Source organism: Pseudomonas baetica, from assembly GCF_002813455.1.
GTDB lineage: Bacteria > Pseudomonadota > Gammaproteobacteria > Pseudomonadales > Pseudomonadaceae > Aquipseudomonas > Aquipseudomonas baetica.
On the sequence record NZ_PHHE01000001.1, the window covers coordinates 4,150,001 to 4,165,293 of the forward strand.

At 53.6% G+C, this 15,293-nt stretch carries 11 protein-coding genes, 5 tRNA genes and 2 rRNA genes; all 18 read left to right on the plus strand.

Annotation, left to right across the window (positions count from 1 at the left end):
• Positions 1 to 14 precede the first annotated feature (14 nt).
• The 18 genes from ATI02_RS19060 to rpoB all read left to right on the plus strand — a co-directional run bounded on the left by ATI02_RS19060 (position 15) and on the right by rpoB (position 15,244).
• Positions 15 to 90, plus strand: a tRNA-Ala gene (locus ATI02_RS19060).
• A gap of 246 nt (positions 91 to 336) precedes the next feature.
• Positions 337 to 3,230, plus strand: a 23S ribosomal RNA gene (locus ATI02_RS19065).
• A gap of 157 nt (positions 3,231 to 3,387) precedes the next feature.
• A 5S ribosomal RNA gene (rrf, locus tag ATI02_RS19070) occupies positions 3,388 to 3,503 on the plus strand.
• Positions 3,504 to 3,635: 132 nt separating this feature from the next.
• Positions 3,636 to 4,589 (plus strand): bifunctional biotin--[acetyl-CoA-carboxylase] ligase/biotin operon repressor BirA, encoded by a 954-nt coding sequence (gene birA, locus ATI02_RS19075; RefSeq protein ID WP_095188541.1) that lies wholly within the window; start codon positions 3,636 to 3,638, stop codon positions 4,587 to 4,589.
• Positions 4,579 to 5,328: a pantothenate kinase gene (locus ATI02_RS19080; protein ID WP_095188540.1), complete on the plus strand. Its 750-nt coding sequence runs from the start codon at positions 4,579 to 4,581 to the stop codon at positions 5,326 to 5,328. Before birA ends, ATI02_RS19080 begins: the two co-directional genes overlap by 11 nt.
• 7 nt (positions 5,329 to 5,335) lie before the next feature.
• Positions 5,336 to 5,773 carry a hypothetical protein gene (locus ATI02_RS19085; RefSeq protein ID WP_100847068.1) on the plus strand — a complete coding sequence of 146 codons (438 nt, stop codon included), beginning with the start codon at positions 5,336 to 5,338 and terminating at the stop codon, positions 5,771 to 5,773.
• Between the two features lie 143 nt (positions 5,774 to 5,916).
• Positions 5,917 to 6,001 (plus strand) — tRNA-Tyr (locus ATI02_RS19090).
• Positions 6,002 to 6,026: 25 nt separating this feature from the next.
• Positions 6,027 to 6,100, plus strand: a tRNA-Gly gene (locus tag ATI02_RS19095).
• Between the two features lie 26 nt (positions 6,101 to 6,126).
• Positions 6,127 to 6,202 (plus strand) — tRNA-Thr (locus tag ATI02_RS19100).
• An 85-nt stretch (positions 6,203 to 6,287) separates the two neighbouring features.
• Positions 6,288 to 7,481 (plus strand): elongation factor Tu, encoded by a 1,194-nt coding sequence (tuf, locus tag ATI02_RS19105; RefSeq protein WP_100847069.1) that lies wholly within the window; start codon positions 6,288 to 6,290, stop codon positions 7,479 to 7,481.
• A gap of 53 nt (positions 7,482 to 7,534) precedes the next feature.
• Positions 7,535 to 7,610: transfer RNA gene (locus ATI02_RS19110), tRNA-Trp, on the plus strand.
• Positions 7,611 to 7,655: 45 nt separating this feature from the next.
• Positions 7,656 to 8,024: a preprotein translocase subunit SecE gene (gene secE / locus ATI02_RS19115; RefSeq protein ID WP_007916493.1), complete on the plus strand. Its 369-nt coding sequence runs from the start codon at positions 7,656 to 7,658 to the stop codon at positions 8,022 to 8,024.
• Between the two features lie 9 nt (positions 8,025 to 8,033).
• Positions 8,034 to 8,567, plus strand: coding sequence for a transcription termination/antitermination protein NusG (gene nusG / locus ATI02_RS19120; protein ID WP_007916492.1), 534 nt, complete (start codon positions 8,034 to 8,036; stop codon positions 8,565 to 8,567).
• Positions 8,568 to 8,684: 117 nt separating this feature from the next.
• Complete coding sequence (rplK, locus tag ATI02_RS19125; protein ID WP_003228756.1) at positions 8,685 to 9,116, plus strand: 50S ribosomal protein L11; 432 nt, start codon at positions 8,685 to 8,687, stop codon at positions 9,114 to 9,116.
• Positions 9,116 to 9,811 carry a 50S ribosomal protein L1 gene (rplA, locus tag ATI02_RS19130; protein WP_003228754.1) on the plus strand — a complete coding sequence of 232 codons (696 nt, stop codon included), beginning with the start codon at positions 9,116 to 9,118 and terminating at the stop codon, positions 9,809 to 9,811. The genes rplK and rplA overlap by 1 nt, the downstream gene beginning before the upstream one ends.
• Before the next feature lie 197 nt (positions 9,812 to 10,008).
• The gene (gene rplJ / locus ATI02_RS19135; protein ID WP_008081912.1) at positions 10,009 to 10,509 is read left to right on the plus strand and encodes a 50S ribosomal protein L10; all 501 of its coding nucleotides are present in this window, start codon (positions 10,009 to 10,011) and stop codon (positions 10,507 to 10,509) included.
• A gap of 74 nt (positions 10,510 to 10,583) precedes the next feature.
• On the plus strand, positions 10,584 to 10,949 hold the full coding sequence (gene rplL, locus ATI02_RS19140) for a 50S ribosomal protein L7/L12 (RefSeq protein WP_095188536.1): 366 nt from the start codon (positions 10,584 to 10,586) through the stop codon (positions 10,947 to 10,949).
• A gap of 221 nt (positions 10,950 to 11,170) precedes the next feature.
• Positions 11,171 to 15,244, plus strand: a complete 4,074-nt coding sequence (gene rpoB, locus ATI02_RS19145) for a DNA-directed RNA polymerase subunit beta (RefSeq protein WP_077574738.1) — start codon at positions 11,171 to 11,173, stop codon at positions 15,242 to 15,244.
• The last annotated feature ends 49 nt before the right edge of the window (positions 15,245 to 15,293 follow it).

Sequence of the window (15,293 nt, forward strand, 5' to 3'; positions counted from 1 at the left end):
GCCTGTAGAAATACGGGGCCATAGCTCAGCTGGGAGAGCGCCTGCCTTGCACGCAGGAGGTCAGCGGTTCGATCCCGCTTGGCTCCACCACTACTGCTTCTGAAGTATAAAGCTTAGAAATGAGCATTCCATCGATTCGATGGTGAATGTTGATTTCTAGTCTTTGACTAGTTCGTTCTTTAAAAATTTGGGTATGTGATAGAAAGATAGACTGAACGTTACTTTCACTGGTAACGGATCAGGCTAAGGTAAAATTTGTGAGTTCTCTTAATTGAGAAATTCGAATTTTCGGCGAATGTCGTCTTCACAGTATAACCAGATTGCTTGGGGTTATATGGTCAAGTGAAGAAGCGCATACGGTGGATGCCTTGGCAGTCAGAGGCGATGAAAGACGTGGTAGCCTGCGAAAAGCTTCGGGGAGTCGGCAAACAGACTTTGATCCGGAGATGTCTGAATGGGGGAACCCAGCCATCATAAGATGGTTATCTTGTACTGAATACATAGGTGCAAGAGGCGAACCAGGGGAACTGAAACATCTAAGTACCCTGAGGAAAAGAAATCAACCGAGATTCCCTTAGTAGTGGCGAGCGAACGGGGACTAGCCCTTAAGTGGCTTTGAGATTAGCGGAACGCTCTGGAAAGTGCGGCCATAGTGGGTGATAGCCCTGTACGCGAAAATCTCTTAGTCATGAAATCGAGTAGGACGGAGCACGAGAAACTTTGTCTGAATATGGGGGGACCATCCTCCAAGGCTAAATACTACTGACTGACCGATAGTGAACTAGTACCGTGAGGGAAAGGCGAAAAGAACCCCGGAGAGGGGAGTGAAATAGATCCTGAAACCGTATGCGTACAAGCAGTGGGAGCCCACTTTGTTGGGTGACTGCGTACCTTTTGTATAATGGGTCAGCGACTTATTTTCAGTGGCGAGCTTAACCGAATAGGGGAGGCGTAGCGAAAGCGAGTCTTAATAGGGCGTCTAGTCGCTGGGAATAGACCCGAAACCGGGCGATCTATCCATGGGCAGGTTGAAGGTTGGGTAACACTAACTGGAGGACCGAACCGACTACCGTTGAAAAGTTAGCGGATGACCTGTGGATCGGAGTGAAAGGCTAATCAAGCTCGGAGATAGCTGGTTCTCCTCGAAAGCTATTTAGGTAGCGCCTCATGTATCACTGTAGGGGGTAGAGCACTGTTTCGGCTAGGGGGTCATCCCGACTTACCAAACCGATGCAAACTCCGAATACCTACAAGTGCCGAGCATGGGAGACACACGGCGGGTGCTAACGTCCGTCGTGAAAAGGGAAACAACCCAGACCGTCAGCTAAGGTCCCAAAGTTATGGTTAAGTGGGAAACGATGTGGGAAGGCTTAGACAGCTAGGAGGTTGGCTTAGAAGCAGCCACCCTTTAAAGAAAGCGTAATAGCTCACTAGTCGAGTCGGCCTGCGCGGAAGATGTAACGGGGCTCAAACCATACACCGAAGCTACGGGTATCATCTTCGGATGATGCGGTAGAGGAGCGTTCTGTAAGCCTGTGAAGGTGAGTTGAGAAGCTTGCTGGAGGTATCAGAAGTGCGAATGCTGACATGAGTAACGACAATGGGTGTGAAAAACACCCACGCCGAAAGACCAAGGTTTCCTGCGCAACGTTAATCGACGCAGGGTTAGTCGGTCCCTAAGGCGAGGCTGAAAAGCGTAGTCGATGGAAAACAGGTTAATATTCCTGTACTTCTGGTTATTGCGATGGAGGGACGGAGAAGGCTAGGCCAGCTTGGCGTTGGTTGTCCAAGTTTAAGGTGGTAGGCTGAGATCTTAGGTAAATCCGGGATCTTAAGGCCGAGAGCTGATGACGAGTGTTCTTTTAGAACACGAAGTGGTTGATGCCATGCTTCCAAGAAAAGCTTCTAAGCTTCAGGTAACCAGGAACCGTACCCCAAACCGACACAGGTGGTTGGGTAGAGAATACCAAGGCGCTTGAGAGAACTCGGGTGAAGGAACTAGGCAAAATGGCACCGTAACTTCGGGAGAAGGTGCGCCGGTGAGGGTGAAGGACTTGCTCCGTAAGCTCATGCCGGTCGAAGATACCAGGCCGCTGCGACTGTTTATTAAAAACACAGCACTCTGCAAACACGAAAGTGGACGTATAGGGTGTGACGCCTGCCCGGTGCCGGAAGGTTAATTGATGGGGTTAGCTAACGCGAAGCTCTTGATCGAAGCCCCGGTAAACGGCGGCCGTAACTATAACGGTCCTAAGGTAGCGAAATTCCTTGTCGGGTAAGTTCCGACCTGCACGAATGGCGTAACGATGGCGGCGCTGTCTCCACCCGAGACTCAGTGAAATTGAAATCGCTGTGAAGATGCAGTGTATCCGCGGCTAGACGGAAAGACCCCGTGAACCTTTACTATAGCTTTGCACTGGACTTTGAATTTGCTTGTGTAGGATAGGTGGGAGGCTTTGAAGCGTGGACGCCAGTTCGCGTGGAGCCATCCTTGAAATACCACCCTGGCAACTTTGAGGTTCTAACTCAGGTCCGTTATCCGGATCGAGGACAGTGTATGGTGGGTAGTTTGACTGGGGCGGTCTCCTCCTAAAGAGTAACGGAGGAGTACGAAGGTGCGCTCAGACCGGTCGGAAATCGGTCGTAGAGTATAAAGGCAAAAGCGCGCTTGACTGCGAGACAGACACGTCGAGCAGGTACGAAAGTAGGTCTTAGTGATCCGGTGGTTCTGTATGGAAGGGCCATCGCTCAACGGATAAAAGGTACTCCGGGGATAACAGGCTGATACCGCCCAAGAGTTCATATCGACGGCGGTGTTTGGCACCTCGATGTCGGCTCATCACATCCTGGGGCTGAAGCCGGTCCCAAGGGTATGGCTGTTCGCCATTTAAAGTGGTACGCGAGCTGGGTTTAGAACGTCGTGAGACAGTTCGGTCCCTATCTGCCGTGGACGTTTGAGATTTGAGAGGGGCTGCTCCTAGTACGAGAGGACCGGAGTGGACGAACCTCTGGTGTTCCGGTTGTCACGCCAGTGGCATTGCCGGGTAGCTATGTTCGGGAAAGATAACCGCTGAAAGCATCTAAGCGGGAAACTTGCCTCAAGATGAGATCTCACTGGAACCTTGAGTTCCCTGAAGGGCCGTCGAAGACTACGACGTTGATAGGTTGGGTGTGTAAGCGCTGTGAGGCGTTGAGCTAACCAATACTAATTGCCCGTGAGGCTTGACCATATAACACCCAAGCAATTTGACTACTCGAGAGAGCATCAGATTGCGGTGTGTGAAGACGAAACGAACCGAAAGTTCGATGTTCACAAAACACCGACAGCTGTCACATACCCAATTTGCTGAAGCGAGGCCATCAGGTCGCGACTCAGTACCCGAATTTCTTGACGACCATAGAGCGTTGGAACCACCTGATCCCATCCCGAACTCAGCAGTGAAACGATGCATCGCCGATGGTAGTGTGGGGTTTCCCCATGTGAGAGTAGGTCATCGTCAAGATTAAATTCCGAAACCCCAATTGCGAAAGCAATTGGGGTTTTGTTTTGCCCGCAGGAAATGTATCTGCTTGATTTCTATGCAACAGCCCGGGGCATGGCTATTATTCGGGCCACATTGTGAGGCGAGACATGCATGCTGACGTTGTTGAATCTTCTGAAGGATGGGCGATTCCATTCTGGCCAGGACCTGGGCGCGGCCTTGGGAGTTAGTCGCAGTGCGGTGTGGAAGCAGCTGCAGAATCTCGAGGCTGAGCTTGGGTTGTCCATCCACAAAGTCCGCGGGCGAGGTTATCAATTGGCTGCGCCGTTAATGTTGCTTGATCCTCACAAGATAGGGGGAGGAAGAGCGGATTGGCCAGTCACGGTATTTGATTCAATCGACTCCACTAACGCTGAGGCATTGCGCGCCATCGGCCAAGGGCAATCAGCACCGTTTTTAGTCCTCGCCGAGCGCCAGATCTCTGGGCGGGGGCGTAGAGGGCGCAAGTGGGTGAGCCCATTTGCCGAAAATCTTTACTACAGTCTTGTCCTTCGTATTGATGGTGGAATGCGCCAGCTTGAAGGCTTGAGCCTTGTCGTTGGGCTGGCCGTCATGAAAACCCTGCGAAGCTTGGGGGTGCTCGGGGCGGGTTTGAAGTGGCCCAACGATGTTCTGGTTGGCAATAGGAAAATTGCCGGCATTCTGTTGGAGTTGGTTGGAGACCCTGCTGATGTGTGTCACGTGGTGCTGGGGATCGGTATTAACGTGAATATGCAGATTGCAGAGGAGGTCGACCAGCAATGGACGTCCATAAGGCTTGAGTCAGGCAGAAGTTGTGATCGTAATGATCTCGCAGCTCAGTTGAGCGAGCAGTTGCACGCGTATATACAGCGTCACCAATCTGGTGGTTTTTCAGATCTCCAGGTGGAGTGGGAGGGAAATCATTTGTGGCAGGGGCGATCAGTATCCTTGATTGCTGGAGTCAATCAAATAGATGGCGTGGTGCTCGGAATTGATAATCAGGGTGCGCTGCGATTAAAGGTGAATGGCGTGGAAAAGGTCTTTAGTGGTGGCGAGCTCAGCTTGAGGTTGCGTGATGATTCTTGAGCTGGACTGCGGCAATAGCTTTATAAAATGGCGCGTGCTGAATGCTGAGGCCTTGATCTTGGTTGCAGAGGGAGTAGTCGACTCGGATCAGGCCCTGTGCGATAGGCTGCGATTGTTGAGTGGGGTGTCGTTAAGTCGATGTCGCCTGGTAAGCGTCCGCACTGCTGAGGAAACGGACGCATTGACGGAGATGCTTGAACAAGAGTTCGGTGTTTCAGTGATGTGTGCGACGCCTGCCCGTGAACTATCAGGTGTTAGAAACGGTTACGAAGATTATGAGCGCCTGGGGCTCGATCGCTGGCTGGCGATGCTTGGTGGTTTTCACTTGTCTAAGGGGTCGTGTCTCGTGCTCGATTTTGGTACGGCAGTGACGGCGGACTTCATTGCGATGGATGGCGAGCATCTTGGCGGCTTTATTTGTCCTGGTATGCCGTTGATGCGCAATCAGTTGCGTACCCATACTCGTAAGATTCGCTATGACGATGTGGCTGCCGAGCGGGCGTTGACGAGTCAGGCTCCGGGGCGAAGTACTGTTGAGGCGGTAGAGCGCGGATGCTCGCTGATGCTGAAAGGATTCGTGCTCACCCAGTTGGAAATAGCGCGGTCCTACTGGGGGGAAGATTTTACTGTCTTTATCACGGGTGGTGATGCCGAGCTGGTTGCGGATGTCGCGCCCGGAGCCAGGTTTGTTCCTGATCTGGTGTTCGTAGGTTTGGCTGTTGCGTGTCCTTTGTCTTGAGGTATGTATGCGTTGGTTGTTCCTGCTGCTTCTTGTTCTCAATGTTTTCTATTACGTCTGGCATCAGCAGGAAGCGCCGTTGCGCGCAAAGGACGTAACGCCCCTTAGTCTGTACAAAGGATCGCAGCAAGATATTCGTTTGCTAAGTGAGGGAGAAGGCGTGACCAAGGAAAGGCTTGGCTCGCAACGTACTGAGAGTCAGTGTCTTTACTTGGGTGGGTTTGCCCGTCAGGAAATGGCGATAGCGCTGAATCAGCGTTTGACTGAAATGGACGTCAAAGCTCGGTCATCGCCTAATGACGTTCCCTTGCCGGGTTTCTGGTTGCGTATTGCGCCTGAAAGCCAGCATTTGTTGAGTGATCTGCAGTTGCAAAACCTTTCCAACGAATTCAATGAGTTAAAACATAAAATAATGCAGTGCGAAGGGGTTGCGCCTGTTCAATAGTTTGAATAGAATGGCGCCCGCTCCGCAGTGAAGACCTTTCAAAGTTGAATCGGCGGGGTGGTGTCAAAGCAGCTAACCTCAGGTTTTTAAATGAGAAAATGCTTGACAGAGGTTTGGCATGGTATAGAATGCCGGCCTGATTAGGAGGGGTTCCCGAGCGGCCAAAGGGATCAGACTGTAAATCTGACGTCTACGACTTCGAAGGTTCGAATCCTTCTCCCTCCACCAGATTTAAGCGTGAGCTGCAGGCGCAGCGGGTATAGTTTAGTGGTAGAACCTCAGCCTTCCAAGCTGATGATGCGGGTTCGATTCCCGCTACCCGCTCCAGGTTTGCAGGTTGTGCAAAGTGTTTCGCTCTTGTAGCTCAGTTGGTAGAGCGCACCCTTGGTAAGGGTGAGGTCAGCGGTTCAAATCCGCTCAAGAGCTCCATATAACAAGGCAGATATGAAAATATCTGCCTTTGTTTTAATGGTAGATATTGTTTGTCTAATTCTTCTGTTTGAGGGTGTTATCGATGGCTAAGGAAAAATTTGATCGTTCCCTGCCCCACGTCAACGTGGGGACCATTGGTCACGTTGATCACGGTAAAACCACTCTGACTGCTGCTCTGGCTCGCGTTTGCTCCGAAGTTTTCGGTTCGGCAATCGTTGACTTCGACAAGATCGACAGCGCGCCAGAAGAAAAAGCTCGCGGTATCACCATCAACACCGCTCACGTTGAGTACAACTCGACTATTCGTCACTACGCTCACGTTGACTGCCCAGGTCACGCTGACTACGTGAAGAATATGATCACCGGTGCTGCCCAGATGGACGGCGCGATCCTGGTTTGCTCGGCCGCTGATGGTCCGATGCCACAAACCCGTGAGCACATCCTGCTGTCCCGTCAGGTAGGCGTTCCGTACATCGTGGTTTTCCTGAACAAGGCTGACCTGGTAGACGACGCTGAGCTGCTGGAACTGGTTGAGATGGAAGTTCGCGACCTGCTGTCCACCTATGACTTCCCAGGCGACGACACTCCGATCATCATCGGTTCGGCTCGTATGGCTCTGGAAGGCAAAGACGACAACGAAATGGGCACCACTGCCGTTCGTAAGCTGGTTGAAACTCTGGATATCTACATTCCAGAGCCAGTTCGTATGATCGACAAGCCATTCCTGATGCCAATCGAAGACGTATTCTCGATCTCTGGTCGCGGTACTGTTGTGACTGGTCGTATCGAGCGCGGTATCGTTCGCGTTCAGGATCCGCTGGAAATCGTTGGTCTGCGTGACACTACTGTCACCACCTGCACCGGTGTTGAAATGTTCCGCAAGCTGCTCGACGAAGGCCGTGCTGGCGAAAACTGCGGCGTTCTGCTGCGTGGTACCAAGCGTGACGACGTTGAGCGTGGTCAGGTTCTGGTTAAGCCGGGTTCGGTTAAACCTCACACCAAGTTCACTGCAGAAGTTTACGTTCTGAGCAAGGAAGAAGGCGGTCGTCACACTCCGTTCTTCAAAGGCTACCGTCCACAGTTCTACTTCCGTACTACTGACGTGACTGGTAACTGCGAGCTGCCAGAAGGCGTTGAAATGGTAATGCCAGGTGATAGCATTCAGATGACTGTTACCCTGATCAAAACTATCGCGATGGAAGATGGTCTGCGTTTCGCTATCCGTGAAGGTGGTCGTACAGTCGGCGCTGGCGTCGTAGCTAAAATCATCGAATAAGCGGTTGTAATGTATTTTTCGGGCCGGCATAATGGTCGGCCTGATTTTGTTTTAGGTCAGTAGCTCAATTGGCAGAGCGACGGTCTCCAAAACCGTAGGTTGGGGGTTCGATTCCCTCCTGACCTGCCAGATTCACTCGGTGTGTCTGGCTTTCTTTTCACAGGATCTTCATAGATGACTCCTAAAGCTGAAGCACAAGGCTCTCGCTTCGATCTGCTCAAGTGGCTTGTAGTAGTTGCTTTGGTGGTCGTTGGCGTTGTTGGCAATCAGTATTACTCTGCTTCGCCGATCCTGTACCGTGTACTTGCTTTGCTTGTTATTGCTGCTGTAGCTGCCTTTGTAGGCCTGCAGACCGCGAAGGGCAAGTCTTTCTTTGTACTGGTTAAGGAAGCTCGTACCGAGATTCGTAAAGTCGTGTGGCCAACTCGCCAAGAAACCACGCAGACCACACTGATTGTTGTGGCTGTTGTTCTGGTTATGGCGTTGCTGTTGTGGGGGCTTGATTCCCTGCTCGGTTGGCTTGTTTCCTTGATTGTCGGCTAAGGGTGTCCCGTGGCTAAGCGTTGGTACGTTGTGCATGCTTACTCGGGTTACGAGAAGCATGTAATGCGCTCGCTTGTTGAGCGAGTAAAGCTGGCTGGCATGGAAGATGGCTTCGGCGAAATTCTGGTTCCCACTGAAGAAGTGGTTGAAATGCGTAATGGCCAGAAGCGCAAAAGCGAACGCAAGTTCTTTCCAGGCTACGTGCTGGTGCAGATGGATATGAACGAGGGTACTTGGCACTTGGTCAAGGATACTCCTCGGGTGATGGGTTTTATTGGCGGTACCGCTGATAAGCCTGCGCCGATCACAGATAAAGAAGCGGAAGCAATTCTGCGTCGTGTTGCTGATGGTAGTGACAAGCCTAAGCCGAAGACTCTCTTCGAGCCAGGTGAAACAGTTCGAGTCAATGACGGTCCATTTGCTGATTTCAATGGCGTTGTTGAAGAAGTTAACTACGAAAAGAGCCGGATCCAGGTGGCAGTGCTCATTTTCGGTCGCTCTACCCCGGTAGAGTTGGAGTTCAGTCAGGTCGAGAAGGTCTAGCTGGACAAGCATCCCAACCCCGCAGCCATAGGCTGTGGGGTTTTGTCGTCACTGGGATAAACGCGCAAGTAACCGGGGAGCCTTTCGAGGCGTTCGAACCCGTAATTGGAGTGCCTCATGGCCAAGAAGATTACCGCTTACATCAAGCTGCAAGTGAAGGCCGCTCAGGCTAACCCAAGTCCACCTGTTGGTCCTGCTCTGGGTCAGCACGGCGTGAACATCATGGAATTCTGCAAGGCTTTCAACGCCCGTACTCAGGGTCTTGAAGCAGGTCTGCCGACTCCAGTGATCATCACTGTCTACAGCGACCGTAGCTTCACTTTCGAAACCAAATCCACCCCTGCTTCGGTTCTGCTGAAGAAGGCGGCCGGTCTGACCAGCGGTTCCGCTCGTCCGAACACCGTTAAGGTTGGCACTGTTACCCGTGCTCAGCTGGAAGAAATCGCGAAAACCAAAAACGCGGATCTGACTGCAGCTGATATGGATGCGGCCGTGCGTACTATCGCCGGTTCTGCTCGTAGCATGGGCCTTAACGTGGAGGGTGTGTAATGGCTAAGCTGACCAAGCGTCAAAAGGCTATCGCCGGCAAAATCGAAGCAGGCAAGGCCTACAACATTGTAGACGCCGCCGCTCTGCTGGCTGAGCTGTCGACTGTCAAGTTCAGCGAGTCGTTCGACGTTGCTGTAAACCTGGGTGTAGACCCGCGTAAATCCGACCAGGTTGTTCGTAGCGCTACTGTGCTGCCACACGGCACTGGCAAGACTGTTCGCGTTGCTGTGTTCACCCAGGGTCCAGCTGCTGAGGCCGCTCTGGCTGCTGGCGCTGACCGTGTAGGTATGGACGACCTGGCTGCCGAAATGAAAGGCGGCGACCTGAACTATGACGTAGTGATCGCATCCCCGGATGCCATGCGCGTTGTAGGTCAACTCGGCCAGATCCTTGGCCCACGTGGTCTGATGCCTAACCCGAAAGTCGGCACCGTAACTCCAGACGTAGCCACCGCGGTTAAAAACGCCAAGGCTGGTCAGGTTCGTTATCGCACCGACAAAAACGGCATTATTCACACCTCCGTTGGCAAGATCGGCTTCGATGCCGTCAAGCTGAAGGAAAACGTTGAAGCCCTGATCGCTGATCTGAAGCGTATCAAGCCAGCTTCCTCGAAAGGTATTTACGTCAAGCGCGTTACCCTGAGCACCACTATGGGCCCAGGTCTGGTTATCGACCAGAGCTCGCTGGACGCGTAAGACAAAGGTTGGCGTGATGATCGCGCCAATTGAAAGATTGGGGTCCCTGCCTGGCGGGGGCTATCCAAGACCGTAGGCGGCGCAAGCCTTAAACCAAAAGCCTACGCAGATGGTGCTCCCGGTTCCTTACCGAATCAGACACCAAAACGACATTCGGTTCCGATCGGATGAAACGGTAACAAGCAGGAGTTAAACCCGTGGCAATTAATCTCGAAGACAAGAAGGCCATCGTCGCTGAAGTCAACGAGGCTGCCAAAGTCGCTCTGTCCGCTGTCGTGGTTGATGCACGTGGCGTAACAGTAGGCGCAATGACCGGACTCCGTAAAGAGGCTCGTGAAGCTGGCGTTTACGTACGTGTTGTACGTAACACCCTGCTCAAGCGCGCTGTTGCTGACACTCAATACAGTGTCCTCAACGACGTGTTCACCGGCCCGACCCTGATTGCATTCTCGAACGAACATCCGGGCGCTGCTGCCCGTATCTTCAAAGAGTTTGCCAAGGGTCAGGACAAGTTCGAGATCAAGGCAGCTGCGTTCGAGGGCAAGTTCCTCGCAGCTAATCAGATCGACGTACTGGCAACTCTGCCGACCCGTGACGAAGCAATTTCTCAGCTGATGAGCGTGATTCAAGGCGCTACCAGCAAATTGGCTCGTACTCTGGCGGCAATTCGCGACCAGAAAGAAGCTGCTGCAGCCTAAGGCTCGTCAACTTCTCGCGTTTTTTGTTTATTTCGATGGTCGCGTAGGCCGTCCCCCAATTCAGGAATTGAGTCATGTCTCTGACTAACGAACAAATCATCGAAGCAATCGGCCAGAAATCCGTAGTGGAAATCGTTGAGCTGATCAAAGCGATGGAAGAAACCTTCGGTGTTACCGCTGCTGCTGCTTCGGCTGGTCCAGCTGCTGCTGCCGCTGTTGTTGAAGAGCAAACCGAGTTCAACGTTGTTCTGCTGGAAGCTGGCGAGAAGAAGGTTAACGTGATCAAGGCAGTTCGCGAACTGACTGGTCTGGGCCTGAAAGAAGCCAAAGAGAAAGTAGACACCGCTCCTCAGGTTGTAGCTGAAGGCGTTTCGAAAGAAGCGGCTGAAGACGCCAAGAAGAAGCTGGAAGAAGCAGGCGCTAAAGTCGAGCTGAAGTAAGCATCGACTTTGCTCCTCCAGCCCGAGCGTCAAGCGACAGGCTGATGGCTGGTGGCTCTTGCCACCGGCCTTTTTCCGTTATTGGCAGCCGACTGGGTCGGTGCTGATAAAGGCGCTGTAACCACCCGATGCGGTGGAGCAAACCATGGGGTTTGCACGATTTTCTGGCTGCTCCCGTCGGGAGGGGCCAAACAAGCAGGTGACCAAGCTGGGGAACGCTGATGGCTTACTCATATACTGAGAAAAAACGTATCCGCAAGGACTTTAGCAAGTTGCCGGACGTCATGGATGTGCCGTACCTCCTGGCCATCCAGCTGGATTCGTATCGTGAATTCTTGCAAGCGGGAGCGACCAAAGATCAGTTCCGCGACGTGGGCCTGCATGCGGCCTTCAAATCCGTTTTCCCGATCATCAGCTACTCCGGCAATGCTGCGCTGGAGTACGTCGGTTATCGCCTGGGCGAACCGGCATTTGATGTCAAAGAATGCGTATTGCGCGGTGTAACTTTCGCCGTACCTTTGCGGGTAAAAGTGCGCCTGATCATTTTCGACAAAGAATCGTCGAACAAAGCGATCAAGGACATCAAAGAGCAAGAAGTCTACATGGGTGAAATCCCCCTGATGACTGAGAACGGTACCTTCGTAATCAACGGTACCGAGCGTGTAATCGTTTCCCAGCTGCACCGTTCCCCGGGCGTGTTCTTTGATCACGACCGCGGCAAGACGCATAGCTCCGGCAAACTGCTGTACTCCGCGCGCATCATTCCTTACCGCGGTTCGTGGTTGGACTTCGAGTTCGACCCGAAAGACTGCGTGTTCGTGCGTATCGACCGTCGTCGCAAGCTGCCGGCATCGGTACTGCTGCGCGCGCTTGGCTATACCACTGAAGAAGTGCTCGACGCTTTCTACACCACCAACGTTTTCCACCTGAGCGGCGAAACCCTCAGCCTGGAACTGATTGCTTCGCGTCTGCGTGGTGAAATTGCGGTTCTGGATATTCAGGACGAGAAGGGCAAGGTTATTGTTGAAGCGGGCCGCCGTATTACTGCGCGCCACATCAACCAGATCGAAAAAGCCGGCATCAAGACCCTGGAAGTGCCTCTGGACTACGTCCTCGGTCGCACTACCGCCAAGGTTATCGTGCACCCGGCCACTGGCGAAATCCTGGCAGAGTGCAACACCGAGTTGAACACCGAAGTCCTGGCCAAGATTGCCAAGTCCGGCGTTGTTCGCATTGAAACTCTGTACACCAACGACATCGACTGCGGTCCGTTCGTTTCCGACACGCTGAAGATCGACTCCACCAGCAACCAATTGGAAGCGCTGGTTGAGATTTATCGCATGATGCGTCCAGGCGAGCCGCCGACCAAAGACGCTGCCGAAACCCTGTTCAACAACCTGTTCTTCAGCCCTGAGCGCTATGACCTTTCTGCAGTCGGCCGGATGAAGTTCAACCGTCGTATCGGTCGTACCGAGATCGAAGGTTCGGGTGTGCTGTGCAAGGAAGACATCGTCGCGGTACTGAAGACTCTGGTCGACATCCGTAACGGTAAAGGCATCGTCGATGACATCGACCACCTGGGTAACCGTCGTGTTCGCTGCGTAGGCGAAATGGCCGAGAACCAGTTCCGCGTTGGCTTGGTGCGTGTTGAGCGTGCGGTCAAAGAGCGCCTGTCGATGGCTGAAAGCGAAGGCTTGATGCCGCAAGATCTGATCAACGCCAAGCCTGTGGCTGCGGCGGTGAAAGAGTTCTTCGGTTCCAGCCAGCTGTCCCAGTTCATGGACCAGAACAACCCGCTGTCCGAGATTACCCACAAGCGTCGTGTCTCCGCACTCGGCCCTGGTGGTCTGACTCGTGAGCGTGCAGGCTTTGAAGTTCGTGACGTACACCCGACTCACTACGGTCGTGTATGCCCGATTGAAACGCCGGAAGGTCCGAACATCGGTCTGATCAACTCCCTGGCTGCTTACGCTCGCACCAACCAGTATGGCTTCTTGGAAAGCCCGTACCGCGTGGTGAAAGAGGGTGTGGTCACCGACGAGATCGTGTTCCTGTCCGCCATTGAAGAAGCCGATCACGTGATCGCGCAGGCTTCGGCGACCATGAACGACCAGAAAGTCCTGATTGACGAACTGGTAGCCGTACGTCACCTGAACGAATTCACCGTCAAGGCGCCTGAAGAAGTCACCTTGATGGACGTTTCGCCGAAGCAGGTAGTTTCGGTTGCAGCGTCGCTGATTCCGTTCCTCGAGCACGACGACGCCAACCGTGCGTTGATGGGTTCGAACATGCAGCGTCAAGCTGTACCAACCCTGCGCGCTGACAAGCCGCTGGTAGGTACCGGCATGGAGCGTAACGTGGCTCGCGACTCCGGCGTTTGCGTCGTGGCTCGTCGTGGCGGCGTGATCGACTCCGTTGATGCCAGCCGTATCGTGGTTCGTGTTGCTGATGACGAAGTAGAAACCGGCGAAGCTGGTGTCGACATCTACAACCTGACCAAATACACCCGCTCGAACCAGAACACCTGCATCAACCAGCGTCCGCTGGTGAGCAAGGGTGATCGCGTTCAGCGTAGCGACATCATGGCCGACGGCCCGTCCACCGATATGGGTGAACTGGCACTGGGTCAGAACATGCGCATCGCGTTCATGGCATGGAACGGCTTCAACTTCGAAGACTCCATCTGCCTGTCCGAGCGTGTTGTTCAGGAAGACCGTTTCACCACGATCCACATTCAGGAACTGACCTGTGTGGCCCGTGACACCAAGCTTGGCCCAGAGGAAATCACTGCGGACATCCCTAACGTGGGTGAAGCTGCACTGAACAAGCTGGACGAAGCCGGTATCGTTTACGTAGGTGCTGAAGTAGGTGCAGGCGACATTCTGGTGGGTAAGGTCACTCCGAAAGGCGAGACCCAACTGACTCCGGAAGAAAAACTGCTGCGTGCAATCTTCGGTGAAAAAGCCAGCGACGTTAAAGACACCTCCCTGCGTGTACCTACCGGTACCAAGGGTACTGTCATCGACGTACAGGTCTTCACCCGTGACGGCGTTGAGCGTGATGCTCGTGCTCTGTCGATCGAGAAGACCCAGCTGGACGAGATCCGCAAGGATCTGAACGAAGAGTTCCGTATTGTTGAAGGCGCCACTTTCGAACGTCTGCGCTCCGCTCTGGTAGGCCACAAGGCTGAAGGCGGCGCTGGTCTGAAGAAAGGTCAGGACATCACCGACGAAGTTCTCGACGGTCTTGAGCATGGTCAGTGGTTCAAACTGCGCATGGCTGAAGATGCTCTGAACGAGCAGCTCGAGAAGGCTCAGGCCTATATCGTTGATCGCCGCCGTCTGCTGGACGACAAGTTCGAAGACAAGAAGCGCAAACTGCAGCAGGGCGATGACCTGGCTCCAGGTGTGCTGAAAATCGTCAAGGTTTACCTGGCAATCCGTCGTCGCATCCAGCCGGGCGACAAGATGGCCGGTCGTCACGGTAACAAAGGTGTGGTCTCCGTGATCATGCCGGTTGAAGACATGCCGCACGATGCCAATGGCACCCCGGTCGACGTCGTCCTCAACCCACTGGGCGTACCTTCGCGTATGAACGTTGGTCAGATCCTTGAAACCCACCTGGGCCTCGCGGCCAAAGGTCTGGGCGAGAAGATCAACCGGATGGTCGAAGAGCAGCGTAAAGTCGCTGAACTGCGTACCTTCCTGGACGAGATCTACAACCAGATCGGCGGTCGTAACGAAGATCTGGACAGCTTCTCCGATCAGGAAATCCTGGATCTGGCGAAGAACCTGCGTGGCGGTGTTCCAATGGCCACTCCAGTGTTCGACGGCGCCAAGGAAAGCGAAATCAAGGCCATGCTGAAACTGGCAGACCTGCCGGAAAGCGGCCAGATGCAGCTGACCGACGGCCGTACCGGCAACAAGTTCGAGCGTCCAGTTACCGTTGGCTACATGTACATGCTGAAGCTGAACCACTTGGTAGACGACAAGATGCACGCTCGTTCTACCGGTTCTTACAGCCTGGTTACCCAGCAGCCGCTGGGTGGTAAGGCGCAGTTCGGTGGTCAGCGTTTCGGGGAGATGGAGGTCTGGGCACTGGAAGCATACGGTGCCGCTTACACTCTGCAAGAAATGCTCACAGTGAAGTCGGACGATGTGAACGGCCGTACCAAGATGTACAAAAACATCGTGGATGGCGATCACCGTATGGAGCCGGGCATGCCCGAGTCCTTCAACGTGTTGATCAAGGAAATTCGTTCCCTCGGCATCGATATCGATCTGGAAACCGAATAACACGTGACGCGAATCGAGAGCGGGGCAGGATTGCCCGCTCTCTGCTCCG

Coding starts and splice junctions, on each gene's coding strand:
- birA (WP_095188541.1), top strand. CDS start 3,636: ATGCTGACGTTGTTGAATCTTCTGAAGGATGGGCGATTCCATTCTGGC.
- ATI02_RS19080 (WP_095188540.1), top strand. CDS start 4,579: ATGATTCTTGAGCTGGACTGCGGCAATAGCTTTATAAAATGGCGCGTG.
- ATI02_RS19085 (WP_100847068.1), top strand. CDS start 5,336: ATGCGTTGGTTGTTCCTGCTGCTTCTTGTTCTCAATGTTTTCTATTAC.
- tuf (WP_100847069.1), top strand. CDS start 6,288: ATGGCTAAGGAAAAATTTGATCGTTCCCTGCCCCACGTCAACGTGGGG.
- secE (WP_007916493.1), top strand. CDS start 7,656: ATGACTCCTAAAGCTGAAGCACAAGGCTCTCGCTTCGATCTGCTCAAG.
- rplK (WP_003228756.1), top strand. CDS start 8,685: ATGGCCAAGAAGATTACCGCTTACATCAAGCTGCAAGTGAAGGCCGCT.
- rplA (WP_003228754.1), top strand. CDS start 9,116: ATGGCTAAGCTGACCAAGCGTCAAAAGGCTATCGCCGGCAAAATCGAA.
- rplL (WP_095188536.1), top strand. CDS start 10,584: ATGTCTCTGACTAACGAACAAATCATCGAAGCAATCGGCCAGAAATCC.
- rpoB (WP_077574738.1), top strand. CDS start 11,171: ATGGCTTACTCATATACTGAGAAAAAACGTATCCGCAAGGACTTTAGC.